The organism is Chroogloeocystis siderophila 5.2 s.c.1, assembly GCF_001904655.1.
In the GTDB taxonomy this organism is placed as follows: Bacteria; Cyanobacteriota; Cyanobacteriia; order Cyanobacteriales; family Chroococcidiopsidaceae; genus Chroogloeocystis; species Chroogloeocystis siderophila.
In genome coordinates this window covers 259,694-281,300 of the sequence record NZ_MRCC01000005.1, presented here as the reverse complement: position 1 = coordinate 281,300, position 21,607 = coordinate 259,694, and the positions used below count along the sequence as shown (strand labels likewise).

The 21,607-nt window shown below is 42.6% G+C and carries 17 protein-coding genes; 6 read left to right on the top strand and 11 right to left on the bottom strand.

What is annotated here, in order from left to right; all coding sequences use genetic code 11:
* Positions 1–136 precede the first annotated feature (136 nt).
* From NIES1031_RS07895 to NIES1031_RS07870, 6 genes are all read left to right on the top strand, one after another.
* On the top strand, positions 137–2,707 hold the full coding sequence (locus tag NIES1031_RS07895; RefSeq protein ID WP_073548906.1) for a glycogen/starch/alpha-glucan phosphorylase: 2,571 nt from the start codon (positions 137–139) through the stop codon (positions 2,705–2,707).
* Between the two features lie 551 nt (positions 2,708–3,258).
* On the top strand, positions 3,259–5,484 hold the full coding sequence (pflB, locus tag NIES1031_RS07890) for a formate C-acetyltransferase (protein ID WP_073548905.1): 2,226 nt from the start codon (positions 3,259–3,261) through the stop codon (positions 5,482–5,484).
* A gap of 318 nt (positions 5,485–5,802) precedes the next feature.
* The gene (gene pflA / locus NIES1031_RS07885) at positions 5,803–6,534 is read left to right on the top strand and encodes a pyruvate formate-lyase-activating protein (RefSeq protein WP_073548904.1); all 732 of its coding nucleotides are present in this window, start codon (positions 5,803–5,805) and stop codon (positions 6,532–6,534) included.
* Between the two features lie 15 nt (positions 6,535–6,549).
* Positions 6,550–9,171 carry a bifunctional acetaldehyde-CoA/alcohol dehydrogenase gene (gene adhE / locus NIES1031_RS07880; RefSeq protein WP_073548947.1) on the top strand — a complete coding sequence of 874 codons (2,622 nt, stop codon included), beginning with the start codon at positions 6,550–6,552 and terminating at the stop codon, positions 9,169–9,171.
* A 158-nt stretch (positions 9,172–9,329) separates the two neighbouring features.
* Positions 9,330–12,119, top strand: a complete 2,790-nt coding sequence (locus tag NIES1031_RS07875) for a bifunctional acetate--CoA ligase family protein/GNAT family N-acetyltransferase (protein WP_073548903.1) — start codon at positions 9,330–9,332, stop codon at positions 12,117–12,119.
* Between the two features lie 556 nt (positions 12,120–12,675).
* Positions 12,676–12,885, top strand: coding sequence for a TOBE domain-containing protein (locus tag NIES1031_RS07870; protein ID WP_073548902.1), 210 nt, complete (start codon positions 12,676–12,678; stop codon positions 12,883–12,885).
* Here NIES1031_RS07870 and NIES1031_RS07865 read toward each other — a convergent pair.
* From NIES1031_RS07865 to nifK, 11 genes are all read right to left on the bottom strand, one after another.
* Positions 12,859–13,479 carry a class I SAM-dependent methyltransferase gene (locus NIES1031_RS07865; RefSeq protein ID WP_073548901.1) on the bottom strand — a complete coding sequence of 207 codons (621 nt, stop codon included), beginning with the start codon at positions 13,477–13,479 and terminating at the stop codon, positions 12,859–12,861. The two genes, NIES1031_RS07870 and NIES1031_RS07865, sit on opposite strands and share 27 nt — an antisense overlap.
* Before the next feature lie 183 nt (positions 13,480–13,662).
* Entirely contained in the window at positions 13,663–13,959 is a 297-nt protein-coding gene (fdxB, locus tag NIES1031_RS07860) for a ferredoxin III, nif-specific (RefSeq protein WP_073548900.1), read from the bottom strand.
* A 217-nt stretch (positions 13,960–14,176) separates the two neighbouring features.
* The gene (gene fdxH, locus NIES1031_RS07855; RefSeq protein ID WP_073548899.1) at positions 14,177–14,476 is read right to left on the bottom strand and encodes a ferredoxin FdxH; all 300 of its coding nucleotides are present in this window, start codon (positions 14,474–14,476) and stop codon (positions 14,177–14,179) included.
* A gap of 18 nt (positions 14,477–14,494) precedes the next feature.
* Positions 14,495–14,860 carry a HesB/IscA family protein gene (locus NIES1031_RS07850; protein ID WP_073548898.1) on the bottom strand — a complete coding sequence of 122 codons (366 nt, stop codon included), beginning with the start codon at positions 14,858–14,860 and terminating at the stop codon, positions 14,495–14,497.
* 33 nt (positions 14,861–14,893) lie between these two features.
* A complete protein-coding gene (locus tag NIES1031_RS07845; RefSeq protein WP_073548897.1) occupies positions 14,894–15,682 on the bottom strand; it encodes a HesA/MoeB/ThiF family protein in 789 nt (262 codons plus the stop codon).
* A 9-nt stretch (positions 15,683–15,691) separates the two neighbouring features.
* Complete coding sequence (gene nifW, locus NIES1031_RS07840) at positions 15,692–16,009, bottom strand: nitrogenase-stabilizing/protective protein NifW (protein WP_073548896.1); 318 nt, start codon at positions 16,007–16,009, stop codon at positions 15,692–15,694.
* Entirely contained in the window at positions 16,006–16,239 is a 234-nt protein-coding gene (locus NIES1031_RS07835) for a CCE_0567 family metalloprotein (RefSeq protein WP_073548895.1), read from the bottom strand. Before NIES1031_RS07835 ends, nifW begins: the two co-directional genes overlap by 4 nt.
* Before the next feature lie 87 nt (positions 16,240–16,326).
* A complete protein-coding gene (locus NIES1031_RS07830) occupies positions 16,327–16,797 on the bottom strand; it encodes a NifX-associated nitrogen fixation protein (RefSeq protein WP_073548894.1) in 471 nt (156 codons plus the stop codon).
* Positions 16,794–17,198, bottom strand: coding sequence for a nitrogen fixation protein NifX (gene nifX, locus NIES1031_RS07825; RefSeq protein WP_073548893.1), 405 nt, complete (start codon positions 17,196–17,198; stop codon positions 16,794–16,796). The genes NIES1031_RS07830 and nifX overlap by 4 nt, the downstream gene beginning before the upstream one ends.
* Before the next feature lie 12 nt (positions 17,199–17,210).
* Positions 17,211–19,964 (bottom strand): bifunctional nitrogenase iron-molybdenum cofactor biosynthesis protein NifEN, encoded by a 2,754-nt coding sequence (locus NIES1031_RS07820; RefSeq protein ID WP_073548892.1) that lies wholly within the window; start codon positions 19,962–19,964, stop codon positions 17,211–17,213.
* Between the two features lie 78 nt (positions 19,965–20,042).
* The gene (gene nifK / locus NIES1031_RS07815) at positions 20,043–21,581 is read right to left on the bottom strand and encodes a nitrogenase molybdenum-iron protein subunit beta (RefSeq protein WP_073548891.1); all 1,539 of its coding nucleotides are present in this window, start codon (positions 21,579–21,581) and stop codon (positions 20,043–20,045) included.
* Positions 21,582–21,607: the final 26 nt, after the last annotated feature.

Here is a 21,607-nt window from a genome sequence, read left to right as displayed (position 1 = left end):
GGGAGACTTTTCTCCGCCTTCAACTTGAACTAATACGACTTACGCAAGAACTCTCTAAAACTCCTATTTCTTCGTGTCCTTTGTGGTTCCTTTTTCATCATCTTGCGTAAGTCCTGACAATTTACACGATAAAGCTATGAGTGAATCGTTTGAGCATGACTACCGCAGATTGGCAAGCGAAGATATGCAACTCAAAGAAAGTACCAATCTGAGTAGGGAAGCACTTAAACGTGCTTTTACAGAGAATCTTTATCACATTCAAGGTAAAGATGAATATTTTGCCACACTCCACGATTACTACATGGCTGTGGCGCATAGTATCCGCGATCGCCTGACGCAACGCCGCATTCAAACCGCAAAAACATATGTTCAACAAGATGCCAAAACGGTCTATTACCTATCAGCAGAATTCTTGATGGGTCGCCATTTAGGTAATAGCCTAATCAACTTAGGTCTTTACGAACAAGTCCGTCAGATCTTACACGAGTCTGGACTAGAGTTGGATAATTTATTAGAACGCGAGCGCGAACCAGGGTTAGGAAATGGTGGTTTAGGGCGGCTAGCAGCTTGTTTTCTCGACTCCTTAGCTACGCTCGAAATTCCCGCAGTTGGTTATGGCATTCGCTACGAGTTTGGCATTTTTGAGCAAGCCATTCAAAATGGTTGGCAACGGGAAATTCCTGATAAATGGCTCAGTTTTGGCAATCCTTGGGAAATTCCCCGCCCTGATTATCGCGTTGCAGTCAAACTCGGCGGTCATACCGAACACTATACCGATGCACAAGGTCATTATCGCGTGCGGTGGATTGAGGGGCAAACTGTTTTAGGAATTCCCTACGATACGCCTGTTCCTGGCTACGACACCAATACAGTTAATACCTTGCGGTTGTGGAAAGCTGAAGCGAGTGAAGAGTTCAACTTTCAAGCGTTTGATGCGGGAGACTATTTCGGCGCAGTCGCTAATAAGATGTTTTCCGAAAATATCTCTAAGGTTCTCTACCCTAATGACAATACAATCCAAGGACGCGAACTACGCCTAGAACAGCAATATTTCTTTGTGTCTTGTTCGTTGCAAGATATCATCCGCTTGCACCTACGCACGCATGAGAGTTTAGATAACCTACACGAAAAAGCCGCGCTGCAACTGAACGACACTCACCCAGCGATCGCAATTGCCGAATTGATGCGCTTGTTGATCGACGAACATCAAATGACTTGGGAGCAAGCTTGGCATATCACCCAAAATGCTTTTGCTTACACCAATCATACTTTGCTACCAGAAGCTTTAGAGCGTTGGTCTGTGAGTCTCTTCGGTCGCATCTTACCGAGACACCTCGAAATCATCTACGAAATCAATTACCGCTTTCTCAATTATGTTTATACCCGTTATCCTGGCGAATTTGATCGCATCACGCGGTTATCGCTCATTGAAGAAGGTCACGAAAAGCAAGTCCGCATGGCGCATCTGGCGTGTGTGGGAAGTCATGCAATTAATGGTGTCGCCGCATTGCATACCGAATTACTGAAAAACGTATTATTGCGGGATTTCTACGACCTATTTCCCGAAAAGTTTAGTAACAAAACAAATGGCGTCACGCCGCGTCGTTGGCTGTTGCTGGGAAATCCTCGCCTGGCAAACTTGATTACGGAAAAGCTCGGCACAAACTGGATCAGAAATCTTGAAGATCTCAAGCAACTTGAAGCCTATGTAGATGATGCCGATTTTCGCGATCGCTGGTGGCAAATTAAACTCGCCAACAAGCAAGATTTAGTCAACTATATTCAACAGCATCACGGTGTCGAAGTCAATATCAACTCGCTGTTTGATATCCAAGTCAAGCGGATGCACGAATACAAGCGGCAGTTGTTAAACGTATTGCACATCATTACACTCTACAACCGCATCAAACGCCATCCAAAAATCGAGATTCTCCCCCGAACTTTTATCTTTGGTGGCAAAGCAGCGCCTGGTTATTACATGGCAAAGCTAATTATCAAATTGATCAATTCCGTTGCCGATGTTGTCAACCGCGATCCCGATGTTCAAGGTCGTTTAAAGGTTGTCTTTTTGACAAACTACAGTGTATCACTTGGTCAACGAGTTTACGCCGCTGCTGATCTTTCCGAACAAATTTCGACAGCGGGAAAAGAAGCTTCTGGCACAGGTAATATGAAGTTTGCCATGAATGGCGCACTCACAATTGGTACTCTTGACGGTGCGAATGTTGAAATTCTTCAAGAAGTGGGCGCAGATAATTTCTTTCTCTTTGGTTTAACTGTTGATGAGGTTTCGGCATTAAAAGCATCAGGATATCACCCGCAGCACTATTACAAAACAAATCGCGAACTTCAGGAAGTACTGCAATACATCGCGCACGGCTACTTTTCGCCTGAAGATCCTAATTTATTTAGACCAATTGTCAACTCGCTGCTACATCATGACGAGTATATGCTGATGGCAGACTACCAATCTTACATCGACTGTCAAGAACAAGTTAGCCAAGCTTACCGCGATCGCGAAAATTGGATCAGAATGTCGATTCTCAATACTGCACGCACTGGGACTTTTTCGTCAGACCGCACAATTAAGGAATACTGCGAAGAAATTTGGCGTGTCAAGCCCGTTAAGGTTGATATGAATTCTTGTGAAAATGCGGAATTAAAGGTACAGCCTGCGTTTCAGTTGAGCGATCGCAAGATTAACTAAGCAGAGGAGATGTAAACTTATGTCATTATCTATTAAGGCAAAAGTCTTATTTCTCAATTCTAATTTTATTTTTGGTGTTGATGCTAATAAAAACCTTTTTGAATTCATTTTTTACTTAATTCTTCACATTTTTCTAATCTAGTAAGAATATTTGTGTGAAATGGCACATCACAATTCTACTTGACTAGTCAGATGTCTATTTTTTTGATATTTTACTCTTGAGTTAATATAAGATTAATTACTAAGCAATTGCAGTACGTTACAATTAATCTTAAGCTAGTGTAAGCCTCTTGGGGCTTGGATTTTAGCTTTTTTCTTAAGTGAAATTTTTACTTGTAACTTTCTTGCAACTGTAGAAAAAGCGAAAAGCAAATTTAATTTAAAATAATAAAATAATTGTTTTATAAAAATATGTAAAGTTATATTTACAAAACATCAAATAAGTCTTTTATTAGCAAGAACAATAATAAAATAGAGGTAGCTACAAAGAATAGAGAGTTAACCGAAGAAACGACTGATTTACTGTTAGTAAATTAAGGATGGTTAAGTCTATGACGCAATGGCAAGGTTTTATACCAGGTGAATGGATGGAAACAATTAATGTTCGTAATTTCATCCAAAAAAACTACAAACCCTACTTAGGCGATGAATCTTTTTTAGTATCTGCTACAAACCGAACTCAAGCGCTGTGGGATAATGTGAAAGCGCTAATGAGTGAAGAAAGAAAACAGGGAATTTTAGATGCAGATACCAAGGTCGTATCAAGCATCACTTCGCACAGTCCAGGTTACATTGATCGCGATTTAGAACAAATTGTCGGTTTACAAACGGATAAACCTTTAAAACGGGCGATTATGCCGTTTGGTGGAATCAGAACAGTCAAAGCATCGCTAGAAGCTTACGGTTACAAGCTAGATCCGCAAACCGAAGAAATCTTCAAGAAGTATCGCAAAAGCCATAACGATGGGGTATTTGATGCATATACCAAAGAGATGCGCTTAGCAAGACATTCTGGCATTATTACAGGTTTACCCGATGCTTACGGGCGCGGTCGAATTATTGGCGACTATCGTCGAGTCCCACTTTACGGAGTTGATTTCTTAATTACCGACAAAAAGCAACAACTCGAATCTTTAGACGTTGATTGCATCGATGCGTGTATCATCAGACGTCGAGAAGAAATTTCTGAGCAAATTCGTGCTTTGTTTGAACTCAAAGAAATGGCGGCTAGCTACGGATTTGATATCAGTCAACCAGCGGCTAATGCCAAAGAAGCAGTACAGTGGCTATATTTTGCGTATCTCGGTGCAGTCAAAGAACAAAACGGCGCGGCGATGTCTTTAGGACGAGTCTCGACGTTTTTAGACATCTATTTTGAACGTGACTTGCAAAATGGTACAGCAACCGAAACGCAATTGCAAGAACTAATCGACCATTTCGTAATGAAATTGCGGATGGTACGTTTTTTACGAACTCCTGATTACAACGAACTATTCTCCGGCGATCCGACTTGGGTGACAGAAGCGATCGCAGGTATGGGCGAAGATGGCAGAACTTTAGTAACAAAAACAAGTTTCCGCTTTTTGCACACGCTGTACAACTTAGAAGCAGCACCTGAACCTAATTTAACCGTTTTGTGGTCAGAACAGCTACCAGTGAACTTTAAGCGTTTCTGTGCCAAGGTTTCGGTTGATACTAGCTCAATTCAGTACGAAAATGATGATTTGATGCGTCCGTACTACGGCGACGATTATGCGATCGCTTGCTGTGTGAGTGCGATGCGTGTTGGTAAGCAAATGCAGTTTTTTGGGGCGCGGGCGAATCTTGCTAAGGCACTACTTTACGCCATTAACGGCGGTAAAGACGAAAAATCTGGCGAACAAATTGCACCACAATTCGAGCCGGTAGCCGCTAATTACTTAGATTATGACGAAGTGATGGCGAAGTTCAACCAGATGATGGACTGGTTAGCCAAGCTATACATCAACACTTTAAACGTCATTCACTATATGCACGATAAATATTGCTACGAACGCCTAGAAATGGCGCTACACGATCGCGATGTTTATCGCACAATGGCATGTGGAGTCGCAGGGTTATCGGTAGTAGCTGATGCCTTATCCGCAATTAAGTACGCCAAAGTCAAAGTATTACGCAACGAAAGTGGTTTGGCTGTTGACTACGAAATTAAGGGCGATTATCCCAAGTTTGGCAACAACGATGATCGCGTCGATCAAATTGCTACAGATTTAGTGACAACGTTCATGAATAAACTGCGGGCGTGTAAAACTTACCGCGATGCTGTACCCACACAATCAATTTTGACAATTACCTCAAACGTTGTGTATGGCAAGAAAACAGGAAGTACCCCCGATGGGCGTAAAGCAGGAGAACCCTTTGCACCAGGGGCGAACCCCATGCACGGAAGAGATACCAAAGGTGCGATCGCAAGCTTAGCTTCTGTTGCCAAACTTCCCTACGAACACGCACAAGATGGCATTTCTTACACTTTCTCAATTGTGCCACAGGCGTTAGGAACAACTTCCGAAGCTCAAGTTAACAATTTAGTCGGAATGTTGGATGGTTACTTCCACGATAACGGTCATCATGTTAACATCAACGTCCTGCAACGCGAAACCTTGCTAGAAGCAATGGATCATCCGGAAAAGTATCCGCAATTAACAATTAGGGTATCCGGTTATGCAGTTAACTTCATCAAATTAACCCGCGAACAGCAGCTAGATGTTATTAAACGCACATTCCACAATTGCCTTTGAGTTTTCGCCCCCACTCCCTAGATTCTTCAATTCTAGGGGACTCAGGTTTGTTCACGGCTAGCTATAAGAATCTGCTGGAGAACGTTATCTAATCCCTCTTTTGTTATATTTGTGAGAGACAAATATCATGCCTACTCTAAACCTTAAGTAGAATCACGAGCAAGCGCAATCATCTCTCGTTTTTGCTATTCAACTACTCTTGTTACGAAAGTGTGTGATTACAAGGGTATTAGATTATTTTCCGTCAAAAGTGACAAAAGAGGGCTAATACCATCTCTCTAAAACAATTAATTTCTCCTCTGCACCTCTGCTACCTATATGACTACCATCGGCAAAATCCATTCCATCGAAAGCTGCGGTACAACCGATGGACCTGGTATTCGCTTTGTCATTTTCACCCAAGGTTGTCCGCTGCGTTGTCTTTATTGCCACAATCCTGATTGCCGAAATATTACAGATGGTAAGCAAGTAAGTGTGGATGAACTGATTGCCGAAATTCAAAAATATACTTCCTATATCCGCTTTTCTGGTGGAGGTGTCACTGTTAGTGGCGGCGAACCATTAATGCAGCCGCAATTTGTCAAGGAAATCTGTAAACGCTGTCAAGAAATTGGACTTCATACTGCACTAGATACTTCTGGTTTTGTTGATTTGGATACTGCAAAAGATGTCTTAAAATTTGTAGACTTAGTTTTATTAGATATCAAGTCTTTCGATCCCGAAATTTATCGAAAAGTAACGAGTGTTTCCCTAGAACCTACTTTAAAATTAGCTCGCTATCTTAGTGAAGTTCATAAGCCTACATGGATTCGCTTTGTCTTAGTTCCTAACCTCACTGATGCTCATCATAACGTTACAGAATTAGCTCATTTTGTCTCTAGCTTGAGTAACGTAGAAAAAGTCGAAGTTCTCCCGTTTCATAAAATGGGCGAATATAAATGGGAACAATTAGGCTATGAATACCAACTTAAAGATACGCTACCACCATCACCAGAGTTAGTCCAAAAAACAATCAACATTTTCAGAAGCTACAATCTTAAAGTCAACTGAAGAATGAGGAAGAGTATAATGGTTACAAATATGCAAGAATTGGAAGAACTCATTCAAAGAGTAAAAGCAGCACAGTTGGAATACGCACATTTTACTCAAGAACAAGTTGACACTATATTTAAAAAAGCTGCGCTTGCTGCCAATGCAGAACGAATTCCTTTAGCAAAAATGGCAGTAGCTGAAACAGGAATGGGGATTGTTGAAGATAAGGTGATTAAAAATCACTTTGCTTCAGAATACATTTACAACAAATATAAGCACGATCGCACTTGTGGCGTCATTGAAGAAGATCAGACATTTGGCATTCAGAAGATTGCCGAACCTGTTGGGATTTTGGCAGGAATTGTCCCAACAACAAATCCCACATCAACAGTTATTTTTAAAGCTTTACTAGCGCTAAAAACCCGTAATGCAATTATCTTTTCTCCGCATCCTCGCGCCAAGAAATGTACGATTGAAGCCGCACAAATTATTTTAGACGCTGCTACGGCTGCTGGCGCACCTGCGGATATTATTGGTTGGATTGATGAGCCGACTGTGCCACTTTCTCAAGCATTAATGCAGCATCCAGATATTAAGCTGATTCTGGCAACAGGTGGTCCAGGAATGGTCAAAGCTGCGTATTCATCAGGTCATCCTTCGTTAGGTGTGGGTGCGGGTAATACTCCTGCGGTGATTGATGAAACTGCCGATATTAAAACAGCAGTCAGTTCAATTCTCATCAGTAAAACTTTTGATAACGGGATGATTTGTGCTTCTGAGCAATCCGTTATTGTTGTTGATGAAGTTTATGAAAATGTTAAACAAGAATTTTGCGATCGCGGTGCGTATTTCCTCACAGCAGAAGACAAAGAAAAACTAGGCAGTAAAGTTATTATCGATGGTCGCCTTAATCCAGAAATCGTCGGGAAATCTGTTAAAAAAATTGCTCAAATTGCCGATCTGAAAATTCCAGAAGCAAAAGTTTTAATTGGTGAAGTAGAAGATATTAGTAAAAGTGAGCCATTGGCATATGAAAAACTATCACCAATTTTAGCAATGTACCGTGCTGAAAGTTTTCAAAAAGCAGTAGATAAAGCTGTTCAATTAATTGACTTTGGCGGACGCGGACATACTTCAGTTCTCTACACCGATCCAGCCAATAAAGAACATATTGACTACTTTGAGTCAATGGTAGAAACTGCCCGCGTTTTGATTAACACACCTTCTTCACAAGGTGCGATCGGTGACTTATATAATTTTAAACTCGATCCCTCCCTAACTTTAGGATGCGGTTCTTGGGGAGATAATTCGGTATCAGGAAACGTCGGCGTCCACCATTTATTAAATATTAAAACCGTGTCAGAACGACGCGAAAATATGCTATGGTTCCGCATTCCACCGAAGATCTATTTCAAGTATGGTTGCTTACCCATCGCCTTACGCGAATTAGCAAGTAAAAAACGCGCCTTCATCATTACCGATAAACCCTTATTCGACTTAGGAATCACGAAAAAAATTACCGATGTTCTTGATGAAATTGGGGTAGGTTATTCAATGTTTTACGAAGTTGAACCTGACCCCACACTTGCAAATGTTAATAAAGGATTATCATTACTACGAAACTATCAACCAGATGTGATTATCGCCGTTGGTGGTGGTTCGCCAATGGATGCGGCTAAGGTAATGTGGCTGATGTACGAACAACCAGAAATTGAGTTTGAAGGTTTGGCAATGCGGTTTATGGATATCCGCAAGCGCGTTTATGAATTGCCAGAGTTAGGTAAACAAGCGATGATGGTTGCGATTCCCACAACTTCAGGAACGGGATCAGAAGTCACGCCATTTGCAGTTGTTACCGATGACTCAGTAGGAATTAAATATCCATTAGCAGACTATGCACTCACACCAAACATGGCAATTGTTGACCCAGAATTAGTGTTAACAATGCCGAAAAAACTCACAGCTTATGGAGGAATTGACGCTTTAACTCATGCACTTGAAGCTTATGTTTCTGTATTAGCCACAGAGTTTACTGAAGGATTAGCATTAGAAGCGATCGCACTCTTATTTAAATACCTACCGCGTTCATACAAAAACGGCGCAAACGATCCCGAAGCGCGCGAAAAAGTCCACTATGCCGCAACGATCGCCGGAATGGCTTTTGCCAATGCCTTTTTGGGAATTTGTCACTCAATGGCGCATAAACTCGGTTCAACGTTCCACGTACCGCACGGTTTAGCAAATGCATTAATGATTTCGCACGTCATTCGTTACAACGCCACCGACGTACCCTTTAAGCAAGCAATATTTCCCCAATATAAATATCCTAATGCAAAAGAGCGCTACGCACAAATTGCCGATCATTTGCGACTTGGTGGCAATACACTCGATGAAAAAGTAGAAAAATTAGTCGCAGCAATAGAAGACCTAAAACGCGCATTAGACATTCCCGCTACGATTAAAGAAGCATTACCAGAAGATGAGCAAGAATTCTACTCACATCTTGAAGAACTAGCAGATCGCGCCTTCGACGATCAATGTACAGGTGCAAATCCCCGCTATCCTCTCATCCGCGATTTAAAAGAACTCTACACTCTAGCTTACCGAGGATGTCGAGTTGATGCCGCTTTATATCACCCAGAAGTTGTAGGATGAGGGGCTTCAGGTGCACAGGAGAGAATATTTGTATTGTATTGTGTCTTGCTCACTCAATAAAAAATCTTTGCACAATCTCTCATAATTTCTTTTCTCCGCGTTCTCTGCGTCTGTGCGGTTCGTTAAAAATCAATTTCCACAAATCAGATTGCTATATTATGCAAAAACTCATCCCATCCACTATCGAGGCTGGTGCGGATCTTAGACAGCGCAATCGCCACCCTCTAGATGCCATCTTTGCACCGAAAACCGTTGCTATCATTGGGGCGACCGAAAAACCCGATAGCGTTGGGCGAACAGTATTATGGAACCTAATTAGCAATCCCTTCGGAGGAACAGTATTCCCCGTCAATCCTAAACGATCCAGTGTTTTGGGAATTAAAGCTTATCCTAATATCGCCACAGTTCCCGAACCTGTCGATCTCGCTGTTGTTGTCACTCCTGCTGTAACCGTACCTGGTATAATTCGTGAATGTGCGGCAGTGGGAGTAAAAGGTACAATTATCATCTCTGCTGGATTTAAAGAAACAGGTGCAGCAGGAATCGAACTCGAACAACAAATCTTAGCAGTGCAAGCATCCAGCAAGATGCGTATTATTGGTCCTAACTGCTTGGGTATCATGAGTCCGATAACCGGATTAAATGCCACCTTTGCCCCACACACAGCGCTTCCTGGTAGTGTGGGATTTATCAGCCAAAGCGGTGCTTTATGTACCTCCATTCTTGATTGGAGTCGTCGTGAAAACGTCGGGTTTAGTGCCTTTATTTCTATTGGTTCAATGCTAGATGTCAATTGGGGTGACTTAATCGATTACCTCGGTGACGATCCCCATACCAAAAGTATTGTAATTTACATGGAATCAATTGGCGATGCGCGTTCTTTTCTCTCAGCAGCACGAGAAGTCGCACTGACTAAGCCAATTATTGTGATTAAAGCAGGTCGAACAACCGCAGCAGCCCAAGCAGCAGCCTCGCATACTGGTGCTTTAAGCAGTCGTGACGAAGTTCTTGATGCAGCTTTCCGGCGTTGTGGCGTATTGCGCGTTAATAGCATCGACGACTTATTCAACATGGCAGAAGTTCTTGCCAAACAACCACGTCCCAAAGGAAAAAGACTCACCATTCTCACAAATGCTGGCGGTCCTGGCGTAATTGCCACTGATGCTTTAATTGCCCAAGGTGGCGAACTTGCAGAATTAGCCCCAGACACGATCGCTGCACTCAATCAGATACTACCACCGCAATGGAGCCATCACAACCCAATTGACATCTTAGGCGATGCAGAACCCGACCGCTATGCCAAAGCTTTAGAAATCGCGGCGCAAGACCCCAACAGTGACGGGTTATTGGTGATCTTAACACCCCAGTCGATGACCGATCCCACGCAAACCGCCGAGCGATTAAAGTCCTATATTGACAAGAACCAGCAAGCGATCGCCTCTAAAATTGGAATGCCAATCCTTGCTAGCTGGATGGGTGGTGCAGATATAGCAACTGGCGAAAAAATTCTCAACTGCGCCCATGTTTCGACTTTTGCTTTTCCTGATACTGCTGCGCGTGTATTTAATTATATGTGGCAGTATAGCTACAACTTGCGCGGATTATACGAAACTCCAACCTTACTCGCGGGCGATTCTGGAATTTTACACCGCGCTGGTGCTGAGGAAATTATTTATAAAGCACGTCAGCAACATCGCACGATCCTCACCGAATGGGAATCAAAACAACTGCTTGCGGCTTATGGTATCCCGACGGTAGAAACTTACATTGCAACCAACATTGAAGAAGCTGTTGCTCTTGCAGAAGCGATCGCTTATCCTGTGGTTCTCAAGTTATTTAGTGAAACGATGACGCACAAAACTGATGTCGGTGGCGTGCAGTTAAATTTACACGATGCTGATGCGGTACGGAGTGCTTATCAAGCGATCAAGTCAGCGGTGTGTGAAAAAGTCGGTGCTGAGCATTTTATAGGCGTTACCGTTCAACCAATGATTTCCCTCGATGGTTACGAACTGATTATTGGTAGTAGCATCGATCCACAGTTTGGTCCAGTCCTACTATTTGGTACAGGTGGACAACTTGTCGAAGTTTTTCGAGATCGGGCGCTAGCACTACCACCACTCAATAGCACCCTAGCACGGCGGATGATGGAACAAACGCAAATTTATCAAGCACTCAAAGGAGTACGCGGGCGTCCAAGTGTTGATTTAGCTAGCTTAGAGCAACTTTTAGTTCGATTTAGTCAACTCATTATCGAGCAACGTTGGATCAAAGAAATTGATATCAATCCGTTATTAGCCAAGCCAGGACAAGATAATAATTTTATCGCCCTCGATGCGCGGGTTGTCCTCCACGAATCAACAACCACAGACGAATTACCAAAACTCGCAATTCGCCCTTATCCAACGCAATACGTTTCATATTGGCAGCTAAAAGACGGAACAAACGTGACGATCCGCCCGATTCGTCCTGAAGATGAACCATTGATGATTCAGTTTCATCATTCACTTTCCGAAGAAAGTGTTTACTTACGCTATGCCCATGTGACAAAGTTGAGTTATCGCACTTCCCACGAACGATTAACGCGGATTTGCTTTATTGACTACGATCGCGAAATTGCTTTAGTAACTGAGTATGAAGATCCCCAAACTCAAGTGCGACAAATTATCGGAGTGGGAAGATTAAGTAAATTACATCAATCGAATGAAGCCGAGTTTGCTTTAGTCGTGAGCGATCGCTACCAAGGTCAAGGATTAGGAACTCAATTACTGCAACAATTATTACAAATCGGTCGAGACGAAAAACTCAGCCGCATGACTGCTGATATTCTCCCCGACAATATAGCAATGCAGCATTTGTGTAAAAAACTCGGTTTGCACGTCTTTTGCGACTCACAAGAAGCAATGGTGAAAGCAGAAATTGAACTTCAAACTAAATCAGAGGCATAAAAGCTAGTGGTAAGAGTTCTGAGCTTTTAACATGTTCTAAGCATTCTTTCAATCGCCATAGCAGTAGTAAATAAACTTGGCTTAGACTTGACGGATTTTCCACTTAGCTGTTGTATAATTGATTTGCGTCATTGCTCGGTTAACTGAAAATCAAGTCGGTCGAGTAGTACAAGTCCTTCTGAGTTGCTCTGATGTCCTAATACCAAATCTCCAAAATCGGGCAACACATTCAGACTCTGAAACTTTGATTTTGCGAGACTTTTGTCATTACGAATTACGAATTGGTACAACTATATTGCTATAATAGTCAGCACAATTGATGCAATTTAATCACCGTCGTGTATCAAAATCAGCCGTAAGGGATCTAAACGCACATACCAGGGAAAAGGACGCTCTTAGAGGTTTACCCATTTTTTAAACGTTTCTTTGTTAAAAAAATAGATTTTAAAATTGAAATACCCAAATAATTCTTAATCTTAAAAAGTGTGTTAATTAACAATGAAAAAAATTAAGCAGTAAATAATAGAGCAAAAAAGTAATAAATAGGAATTAAACTATGAAAATTAGCGCTCGTAATACCCTAAAAGCAACTGTGAAAAAAATTGTACCAGGCGCTGTTAATACTGAAGTTACGTTAGAAATTGCACCAGGGGTAGAAGTCGTTGCAATTATTACAAAATCCTCTGCTGAAAATTTAGGACTTACAGAAGGTAAAGAAGCTTACGCAGTTGTAAAATCATCAGATGTCATGGTTGCTGTTGATTGATTTCTTGCAAGCAACAATGTGAAAGATATGCCAATACTTCTGCTCGCCTAACGCTGTTGTACCAGGGTGTTGTTCTTCTTGCAATACTTCAACGGTAAATGGTTGCAGTAATTCTTCTACTTGTGATCGCGTGTGATGACTCATATTTGGATACGTCGCCCACGAATCGCGATCGCCAAAAAATTGACCGCAAAATCGTCCCCCGACTTGTAACGCTGAGACAATCTTATTCCACAAATCAGAAAAATGCTCTGGCGGACAGAATGGCAAACAAAAGCTAGCATTAATCAGATCCACCGATTTTGGTAATACTAAGTCTTGAAAGCGCATCACGCGAGTTTCTAGGCGATTGAAGTCGATATAAGGACGACTTCGGAGGCGGGCGATCGCTTCAGCTTCACCATCAATTCCAAGTACCCGCCAACCCCGCTTGAGGAGTTCTACTGTATCTCTTCCATCTCCACAGCCTAAATCTACTGCAAATTGAGGTTCTTCAAACTTTTCTAGCGCCATTAGTAGTGTTTCGCGCGGCGGACGCCCTTCTACTGCTTGATAGTAGTCAGACCACTTGCGTTCAAAAACTTGGTTGTTCATTAGTTGTTTACAGGCTGAATAATTCAAGCTTAGCGACTACAGTCGCAGCTAATCAAACGAAGACCACCTGCGTGGTCTACCGTTTCATTTTAAGGTTGTGACAAATGGGTAGCAGAGGGGCTTCATAGTTATCGATTAGTAAAATGGTCTAATCGATGAAATGAATCGCGATGGTTTTCAGGTTTAGTTTTGTGCAAACGGGGTATGGGTGTAACAATTTTTGGGGCAAACCCTAGCGCAAGCTTGACAACCAATACAGTATTCTGGATGAATAATCGACATAACTTTACGCTCGATTTCCTCCGCCTCTTCATCTTCGACAAACTCGCTATCTTCATTGAGTGCTTGCAGTAGTAGCACATTGCGACCACACGCCTTAAAGCATCTACCACAGCCAATACATTTATCTTGGTTAATATCTTGCACAAACTGAGGTGTCCAGACATGACCCCCTAAAGTTAAACCAGTCAACATTGCCATAGTGTTATCCTCAATCGACAAATAGTGATACAAAGCTATTGGTGTTGCAGAATTGGAATATAATTCGCCCCTATTCCTTCTAAATTGCGAGAACCATTCGCACAATGTTATGCAGACATCCCTTTCAAATTCCCCCATTTCTGGGGAATTTAGGGGGCTTAGAATGTCATAGTTACTCAACGATTCACACGTCGATTCAGCAGTACCAAATAAAGTATCAAACTAAATAAGCCTCCTGATGTGTGCGAATCGTACAATCAGAACGGGGATAGGCGACACAGAGAAGTACAAATCCTTTAGCAACTTGATCCTCATCAAGAAATACTTGATCTGATTGATCAATTTCACCTTCAACAACTTTACCGACGCAACTCGAACAAGAACCAGAGTGACAGGAAAAAGGTAAATCGAGTCCTTCCTCTTCTGCCGCATCAAGAATCGTGGTATTTTCGTCAACAGGAATTGTGACGTCAAGCGATCGCTTTTTATTAATTAAATGCACTTGATAAGTCGTCATTATTTTATCCTCCAAAAATTAGCTACAAGGGACACCAGCAGGAGTACAATCGCCCGCTTGGAATGATTTCCCACAGCCACAGGTATCAGTAGCATTAGGATTGCTAAACTTAAAGCCGCTTTCTAGCAAACCATCGACAAAATCGATGACAACACCTTCGAGTAAGGGCGCACTTTGTGCGTCAATGTAAATCTGTAACTTACCTTGTTGGATCACAATGTCATCCGCCTGCGGCGCACTGGTAATATTTAAAGAATACTGATAGCCACTGCAACCACCATCATTAACTGCAACACGAATACCCCGTTGGCTAACGTCTTTGCTAGAAGCTTGTAAAAAGGTACGAAGTCGAAATTCGGCTGCTTCGGTTAAGGTTAAAGCCATAAAATCTCCTAATTGGTAATTTTGTGAGTAGAATTAATGCGTAGCAACCGCAACTCGCTCAACTTGTAGAGAAGTAGAATAATGTGAATTACCGCAAACTGGACAATTGCGATCGCGATAAGAACGACGCTTTGCAAACGTCATCTGATTCAAATCCATCGTTAATAGTTGCGATAAAAGTGGCTGACTAAATCCCGTGATGAGTTTAATAGCTTCTAGCGCCGTTAAACACGCCAGTGTACCAGAAACCGCACCCAGTACAGAAAAACCACGCCGATCCCATTCGGGTTTTTCAGGAAACAAACAAGATAAGCACGGAGTCACGCCAGGGACAATTGTCGTTAGGTAAGCTTCCATCCCATCCATTGCGGCTTCTACCATTGGTTTACCCCAACGCACGCAAGCTGCATTTAATAAGTCACGTTCCACAAAGTTGTGGGCGCAGTCAAGGGCGAGATCCGCAGATTGAACCAAGAAATCGACATTATCTGGAGTGACATAATCAAACACTGCTTCAACTTCAACATCAGGGTTGATACTCTCCAGCGTTTCTTTAGCTTTAAACACCCGTGGCTTACCTACCCAATCGTCACTCATGAGAATCTGTCGATTCATATCATCTCGCCGTAACTCACCACCGCGAACCAGAATCAGCCGCCCAACACCAGCTACCGCTAGATACAGCGCTGCTGTACCGCCTAATCCTCCTACACCTGTCACGAGTACTGTTGCTGACTTGAGTTGCTGCTGCGCCGCCTCACCAAAATTGGGGAGTGTCATTTGGCGACGGTAGCGTTCTAATTCGATCAGTGTGAGTACCATTGTTTTCTCCTAATTTGTCGTGATTTCTGTTAACATGACAATGTTTTTAGGCTTCTCGTTAAATACTTTGAACAACTTTTGTTCGAGGGGTGTTGAATTTAGAAAAACTTCGTAAGCTCGTTCAAGCGCTTGACGGTACAAACTTAGTTTTTCTGTTTGATTAAGGTCTGGATTATTCGCATCAATTTCACGAATATATTGCGAAAACAACTTCAAAATATGTAGGCGATTCACTTGCACAATTCGAGCATCATAAGGAAGTCGAAAAAATTCAAAATATTCTTCTGTATTTACAAGTGAATTGAAACGATCAACATCCCATTTCATATTCTTTTCTCCCAATCTTTAAGCTGAGACTTTAGCTCATGCAAACGATGATAAATTTCATAGGTTTGGGCTGCTAATGTCGTCAGATTTTGGTAATCTTTGGGCAAGCCTTCAGCTAAATCGTGAAGATCCATCTTCATTTGACCAGCTTTACTATTAAGTCGCTTAATTTGCAGTTTGAGATCTTCAATCGTTTGTTCAGTAGGCTCAATTTCTGCTGCTTGTACCATAAATCTCTCCCTTTCAATCTCGTTTAGGAACACACAATATATTACATTGCGTCTCTATATTGAAAGTTCCTTTTACCTTCTGCCTTCTTAAACTTTGGCAACTTCAGTGTATTTCTGTGCTAATTCAATACCTTTTTGTGTCATCTTTTCTCCCTCAGCTAACAGTTTCTCTAAGGAATCAAAACCAAAACGTTGAGCATCGCGTAAAGTTCTAGCAACGAGTAATAAACGACCTGAAAAAATCAGCGCCCAGCCGAAACCTTCATGACTCAAATCGATGACAACTTGCGAAATTAAGCCTGTTTCTTGCTCGATTTGAGCAGCGATCGCGCGATAGAATGACATAATTCTAGCTTTTGTCACAGGGTCAACATCACCCTCAACAGAAATTTTACGCTTAGCTTCTTTGCTGATAACATAAGGTTTAACGAGCAATTCATTCGACCAATTGCGATAAAATCCATAAGAATCTTGAGCGCGAATTTGTCTAACTAATTCTTGAAGAAACGGAGAATTTAGAATTTCTTCATTAATTTGATTAACGGTTTCAGTCGTCATACAGTTACTTCCTCTTCTAAAAAGTTCGATGATTTTTGTTGCAAAGCTTTTCTTAACCAAGGAGGAGGACTACCTTTTAATGTCTGGACTAATCTTTCCAAAACATCAGTAATTTTGTCATCTTCAGATCTTGCCTTGATTGGTGTAATGCGTTTTTTAATCAATCGAGCTGCTGCACTGCCACCAATGGCAGATACATAAACAATTGTGCAATCAGCCAAAGCTTCAATTTTTGGTACTAATTTATCCTCATTGCCATCTTCTTTAAGATCGCCATCAAATCGCAGAGTTTTGATAAACTTATATTCATCTGGTGTCACTTCATAAACATCAATCTTTCTCGCCCAGCCAAAATGAGCATTAATATGAATTTGATCGTTTGTTGTGAAGGCAATTTTCATAATTATCCTCCGTTAGATAAGTGATTGGTAATTAGTAGTGACTTTCCCTGCACCCTCTGCTTCTTCTGCTTCAAGAAACAAGTTGCCAAGATCAAATAGCAGTTGCGTAGTTCCTCGGTAGCCGACAGTACAGCGCTGTCCGTTACCCAAGCGATCAAAGATGGGAAAACCAAGACGATAGAAAAGAGTATGCAAACGATGGCTGATCGCTTTTCCATGAGAATTCGCAATTAATAAGTCAGAACCGACTGCAAGTTGCTCAAAATCTTCCAAATCGCCAACCGTGACGCTTGCAACAGGAAGTTGCTCTAAAAGTGGTGATTTTGTCGTTGTCACAGCCGCGTGAATTTCACTACCCATCGAGCGTAAAAACCAAGCAATTGACCATAGTAAATCAGGTTCAAGTGCTAACGACACTCGCTTGCGCCCGAAGTAAAAGTGAGTATCAAGCATCGCATCTTGCAACTGGCGGCGTTGGTGAAAGTACTTTTCTGGCACTGAGTTACCACTAAGATCGATTAATCCTTGCAAGAAGTCATCGACTGCGGCTAATCCTGTTAGTTGCCCAAACACCTCATAAGGTATGCCAAACTGTTTTTGCAAGCTTTCTGCTGCACCACGTACGCTTTCGCCAAGTGCGAGCGTAAATACCGAACTACCCATTTGTCGTAGTTCTGCCAAAGTTGTTCCCCCACCTGTCACCGCACTATAAGAATCATCCAAATGACCGTCAAGTGAAGCGGAAAGATCCGGTACGACAATCGGTTTTAATCCAAACGCAGATACAATCTCTTTAATCTCGTGTATATCCCCTGGAGTAAACGCCGAACTCGCTAGAATATTGATTTGGTCTAATTTGATTTCGCCAGGCTGCGGTAGTTCTTTGACAATGCTTTCAATCGCAGCGGCAAAACCATCTTGCAATGCACCTTTAAAATCAGGTGTAGCCGCAAAGACAATTGGCAAATCGTATAATTCTGGGTGACGGTTGCGGATATTTCTGAGGATACCCTCCATATCATCACCTCTCGTTTCTGTAAGTCCAGTAGTACACAGACCAAGAATTTCTGGTTTTGACTTTTCCATCAGCGTTATAATTGCTTGTTCGATATTGTCCTCACCACCCAAGATTGTGCTAACTTCAGTCATTGCCGTAGTCGATAGCGGAATAGCTTCACGAAAATGCCGCACCAACATCACTTTGGCAAAAGCAGTACACCCTTGAGAACCATGAAACAGTGGCATAACACCTTTTAATCCCAGAAATGCTAAGGCTGCACCCAAAGGTTGGCTTTGTTTCAAAGGATTGACTGCAACTGATTTTTTGGAATTTTGGATTTTGGATTGGTGATTGGTAATTGCTAACTGGTAATTGGTAATTGGTAATTGCTCCTCTGCTTCCTTTTCCCAAGGTGCAGATTTGCGTACTTGTGCCCAGACAGGGCTGTAAAGGGCTTCATCGAGTTCGCGTGCCATTTCAATCATTCCTACATATCCGGCGTAAGGATGATGGCGTTCTTGATTGATATCCAAAAAGGGAATGCGGGCTTTGAGTGCGGTGTATTGATTGCGACCGCCAGCAATTAACATATCGGCTTTTGTTTGGGCGATCGTCCGTAAAAGTTCTTGAGCATTACCTTTTTCCAGCATGATGCCATCTTTACCGAGTAACTCTTTAATGCGGGCTTTGTCTTCCTCGGTACTTTTTTTCGTGCTAGTGGCAACAACTTCCATCCCCAAGTCTTTAGCCGCAGAGATAATCGACCAACTTTTCACGCCTCCGGTATAAAGGACAACACGCTTACCTTTGAGTCGAGCGCGGTAAGGAGCCAAGGCAACATCTAAAGCCGCCGTTTCTTCAGCAATTAATTGTTCTACTCGCGCTTGCATCGCCGCATCACCCAATTTTGCCGCAATATTCCGCAAACAGCGATTTATGTCATCTACGCCATAGAAAGATGCTTCGATATACGGAATACCGTAGCTTTCCTCTAACTTTCTTGCCACATTGATCAACGCTTTGGAGCAGATGATCACATTCAGCTTGGCACGGTGAGCGTAGCAGATTTCGTTGTATTTAGCATCACCTGTAATCTTGGCAAGAACGCGAACCCCGACTTTTTCGAGTAAAGGTAGAACTCCCCATAATTCTCCGGCAATGTTGTACTCGCCAATTAAATTGATATCGTAAGGAGTCGTATATTCAGGTTCAGCACTACCGATAACGTATTCGAGTAAAGCTTCTCCACCCACGCGATTACCAAGATTTTTACTACCAATAAACCCTGGGGAATTGACAGGAATCACAGGTACACCTGTTTTCTGAGCAGCGGCTTCGCAGACTGCGTTTAAATCATCGCCAATCAAGGCTGTAACACAAGTGGAGTAAACAAACACAGCCGCAGGTTGATAGCGTTGTTGTACTTCTAAGATGGCTTTGTACAGCTTTTTCTCGCCGCCGAAGATGATATCGTTCTCACTCAAGTCAGTCGTAAAACCCATTTTGTAGAGATGAGAATCAGACGAGAGACTACCACGACTTCCCCAAGAGTTTCCCGCACAAGCGATCGGTCCGTGGACTAAATGCGCTGCATCAGTAATCGGGACAAGAGCGATCGCTGCTCCATCAAAAGCACAACCGCCTTGAGCCGCCCCTGGCTGTGCTTGTTGTTGACAAGACTTTTTCTTTTGCCCATGCTTGTGGTGATTGTGTTCGCAACCTGGTTCGCTGAGCAGTTCGTTAATTTTGCCTTGGGTGATTTTCATGGCGGGTGATATCTGTGTTGAGTTAAAGACTGCTTGTGAAGTGAGCAGAGGAAGCAGAGGAAACTCCTCAACTTTTGACTACCGAATCAAGTCGTAAGAAATATCCGTCTTAGCCGGAACAATCGTATTGCGATCGAGTTCGTCAAGCAGTGTGTTGACAATCCAGTTGAGGAGATTGATTGCACCTTGATAGCCAAACGTTGCGTAACGATGTAGGTGATGGCGGTCAAAAATTGGATAGCCGATGCGTACGAGGGGAGTGTGCGTGTCGCGCCATAGGTACTTACCGTAAGAATTACCGATGAGCAAATCAACAGGTTCAGTAAATAGAAGCGATCGCATATGCCACAAATCCTTACCACCCCAAATCTTGGCAGTACTACCAAAGGGACTCGCATCTAAAATCGCTTGCAACTCTTGCTCAAATACCTCATTGCTGTTCGTCACTACAATATGTACAGGTTCCGCGCCAACTTCGAGTAAAAATTGCACCAATCCAATCACTAGATCGGGATCGCCATACAGCGCGACACGCTTACCATGCAACCATGCTTGCGAATCAGTTAATGCATCTACTGCCCGCCCGCGTTCGTCTTCGAGTTCTTTAGGAATCGGCTGTCCGGTCAATTCTGCAAGCTTCATCAAAAACTCATCCGTACCTCGGACACCGACAGGACGACAGACAAAGGTTTTTTGCCCCCATTCTTTCTCAAGATATTCCCGCGTCTTAGTAGTGGAGTATGCTTGGAAGGCAATAGTAGCTTCAGCATTGATCGAATCTGCCGCATCTTCTAAATTTGTCCCGCCTTGATACATCCGGTACTCGCCATCATTAGGTGAATCGAGGTAGTCGGAATTATCTGCGAGTAGCGTGTAATTCACACCCATCAACGATGCTAACCGCTTCACTTCGCGCAAGTTACCGATATAAGTTTCAAAACCAGGAATAAAATTGATCTTGCCGTTAGTCGTTGCTTGCTTTTTGCCTTCCGTTAAATTCGACAAAATTCCTTTCATCATATTGTCATAGCCCGTGATGTGAGAGCCGACAAAGCTAGGGGTATGAGCATACGGTACAGGAAAATTTTCAGGAACCGAACCTTTCTCTTTAGATGTCTTGATAAAAGCACCCAAGTCATCCCCAATAACCTCTGCCATGCAAGTAGTACATAGCGCAATCATTTTAGGCTTGTAGAGATTGTAACTATTCGCCAAGCCATCAATCATGTTATTGAGTCCGCCAAACACTGCTGCATCCTCAGTCATTGAAGAAGAAACTGCAGCGAATGGTTCTTTGAAATGACGGGTAAAGTGCGTGCGGAAATAGGCAACACAACCTTGCGAACCGTGAACAAACGGTAAAGTACCTTCAAACCCAACAGCAGCAAGAATTGCACCCAAAGGTTGACAAGCCTTAGCAGGGTTAACCGTCAAAGCTTCACGAGCAAAATTCTTTTCGCGGTACTCCCAAGTTTTCGTCCACTCAGCAATGCGAGCAACTTCTTCTGCGCTATGTCCACCTTCAAACTCCTTCTTCGCCTGAAATAACTCTTGATACTCGCCTTGATGAAATAGCGTTGCGTGGTCTTGAATTTTATCTACATTATTTTGAGCCATGACTCTTCTCCGACATTAAAAGTTGA

Bases quoted from the DNA above. Each gene is read 5' to 3' on its own strand.
- NIES1031_RS07895 (WP_073548906.1), top strand. From the start codon at position 137: ATGAGTGAATCGTTTGAGCATGACTACCGCAGATTGGCAAGCGAAGAT.
- pflB (WP_073548905.1), top strand. From the start codon at position 3,259: ATGACGCAATGGCAAGGTTTTATACCAGGTGAATGGATGGAAACAATT.
- pflA (WP_073548904.1), top strand. From the start codon at position 5,803: ATGACTACCATCGGCAAAATCCATTCCATCGAAAGCTGCGGTACAACC.
- NIES1031_RS07875 (WP_073548903.1), top strand. From the start codon at position 9,330: ATGCAAAAACTCATCCCATCCACTATCGAGGCTGGTGCGGATCTTAGA.
- NIES1031_RS07870 (WP_073548902.1), top strand. From the start codon at position 12,676: ATGAAAATTAGCGCTCGTAATACCCTAAAAGCAACTGTGAAAAAAATT.
- NIES1031_RS07865 (WP_073548901.1), bottom strand. From the start codon at position 13,479: ATGAACAACCAAGTTTTTGAACGCAAGTGGTCTGACTACTATCAAGCA.
- fdxB (WP_073548900.1), bottom strand. From the start codon at position 13,959: ATGGCAATGTTGACTGGTTTAACTTTAGGGGGTCATGTCTGGACACCT.
- fdxH (WP_073548899.1), bottom strand. From the start codon at position 14,476: ATGACGACTTATCAAGTGCATTTAATTAATAAAAAGCGATCGCTTGAC.
- NIES1031_RS07850 (WP_073548898.1), bottom strand. From the start codon at position 14,860: ATGGCTTTAACCTTAACCGAAGCAGCCGAATTTCGACTTCGTACCTTT.
- NIES1031_RS07845 (WP_073548897.1), bottom strand. From the start codon at position 15,682: ATGGTACTCACACTGATCGAATTAGAACGCTACCGTCGCCAAATGACA.
- nifW (WP_073548896.1), bottom strand. From the start codon at position 16,009: ATGAAATGGGATGTTGATCGTTTCAATTCACTTGTAAATACAGAAGAA.
- NIES1031_RS07835 (WP_073548895.1), bottom strand. From the start codon at position 16,239: ATGGTACAAGCAGCAGAAATTGAGCCTACTGAACAAACGATTGAAGAT.
- NIES1031_RS07830 (WP_073548894.1), bottom strand. From the start codon at position 16,797: ATGACGACTGAAACCGTTAATCAAATTAATGAAGAAATTCTAAATTCT.
- nifX (WP_073548893.1), bottom strand. From the start codon at position 17,198: ATGAAAATTGCCTTCACAACAAACGATCAAATTCATATTAATGCTCAT.
- NIES1031_RS07820 (WP_073548892.1), bottom strand. From the start codon at position 19,964: ATGAAAATCACCCAAGGCAAAATTAACGAACTGCTCAGCGAACCAGGT.
- nifK (WP_073548891.1), bottom strand. From the start codon at position 21,581: ATGGCTCAAAATAATGTAGATAAAATTCAAGACCACGCAACGCTATTT.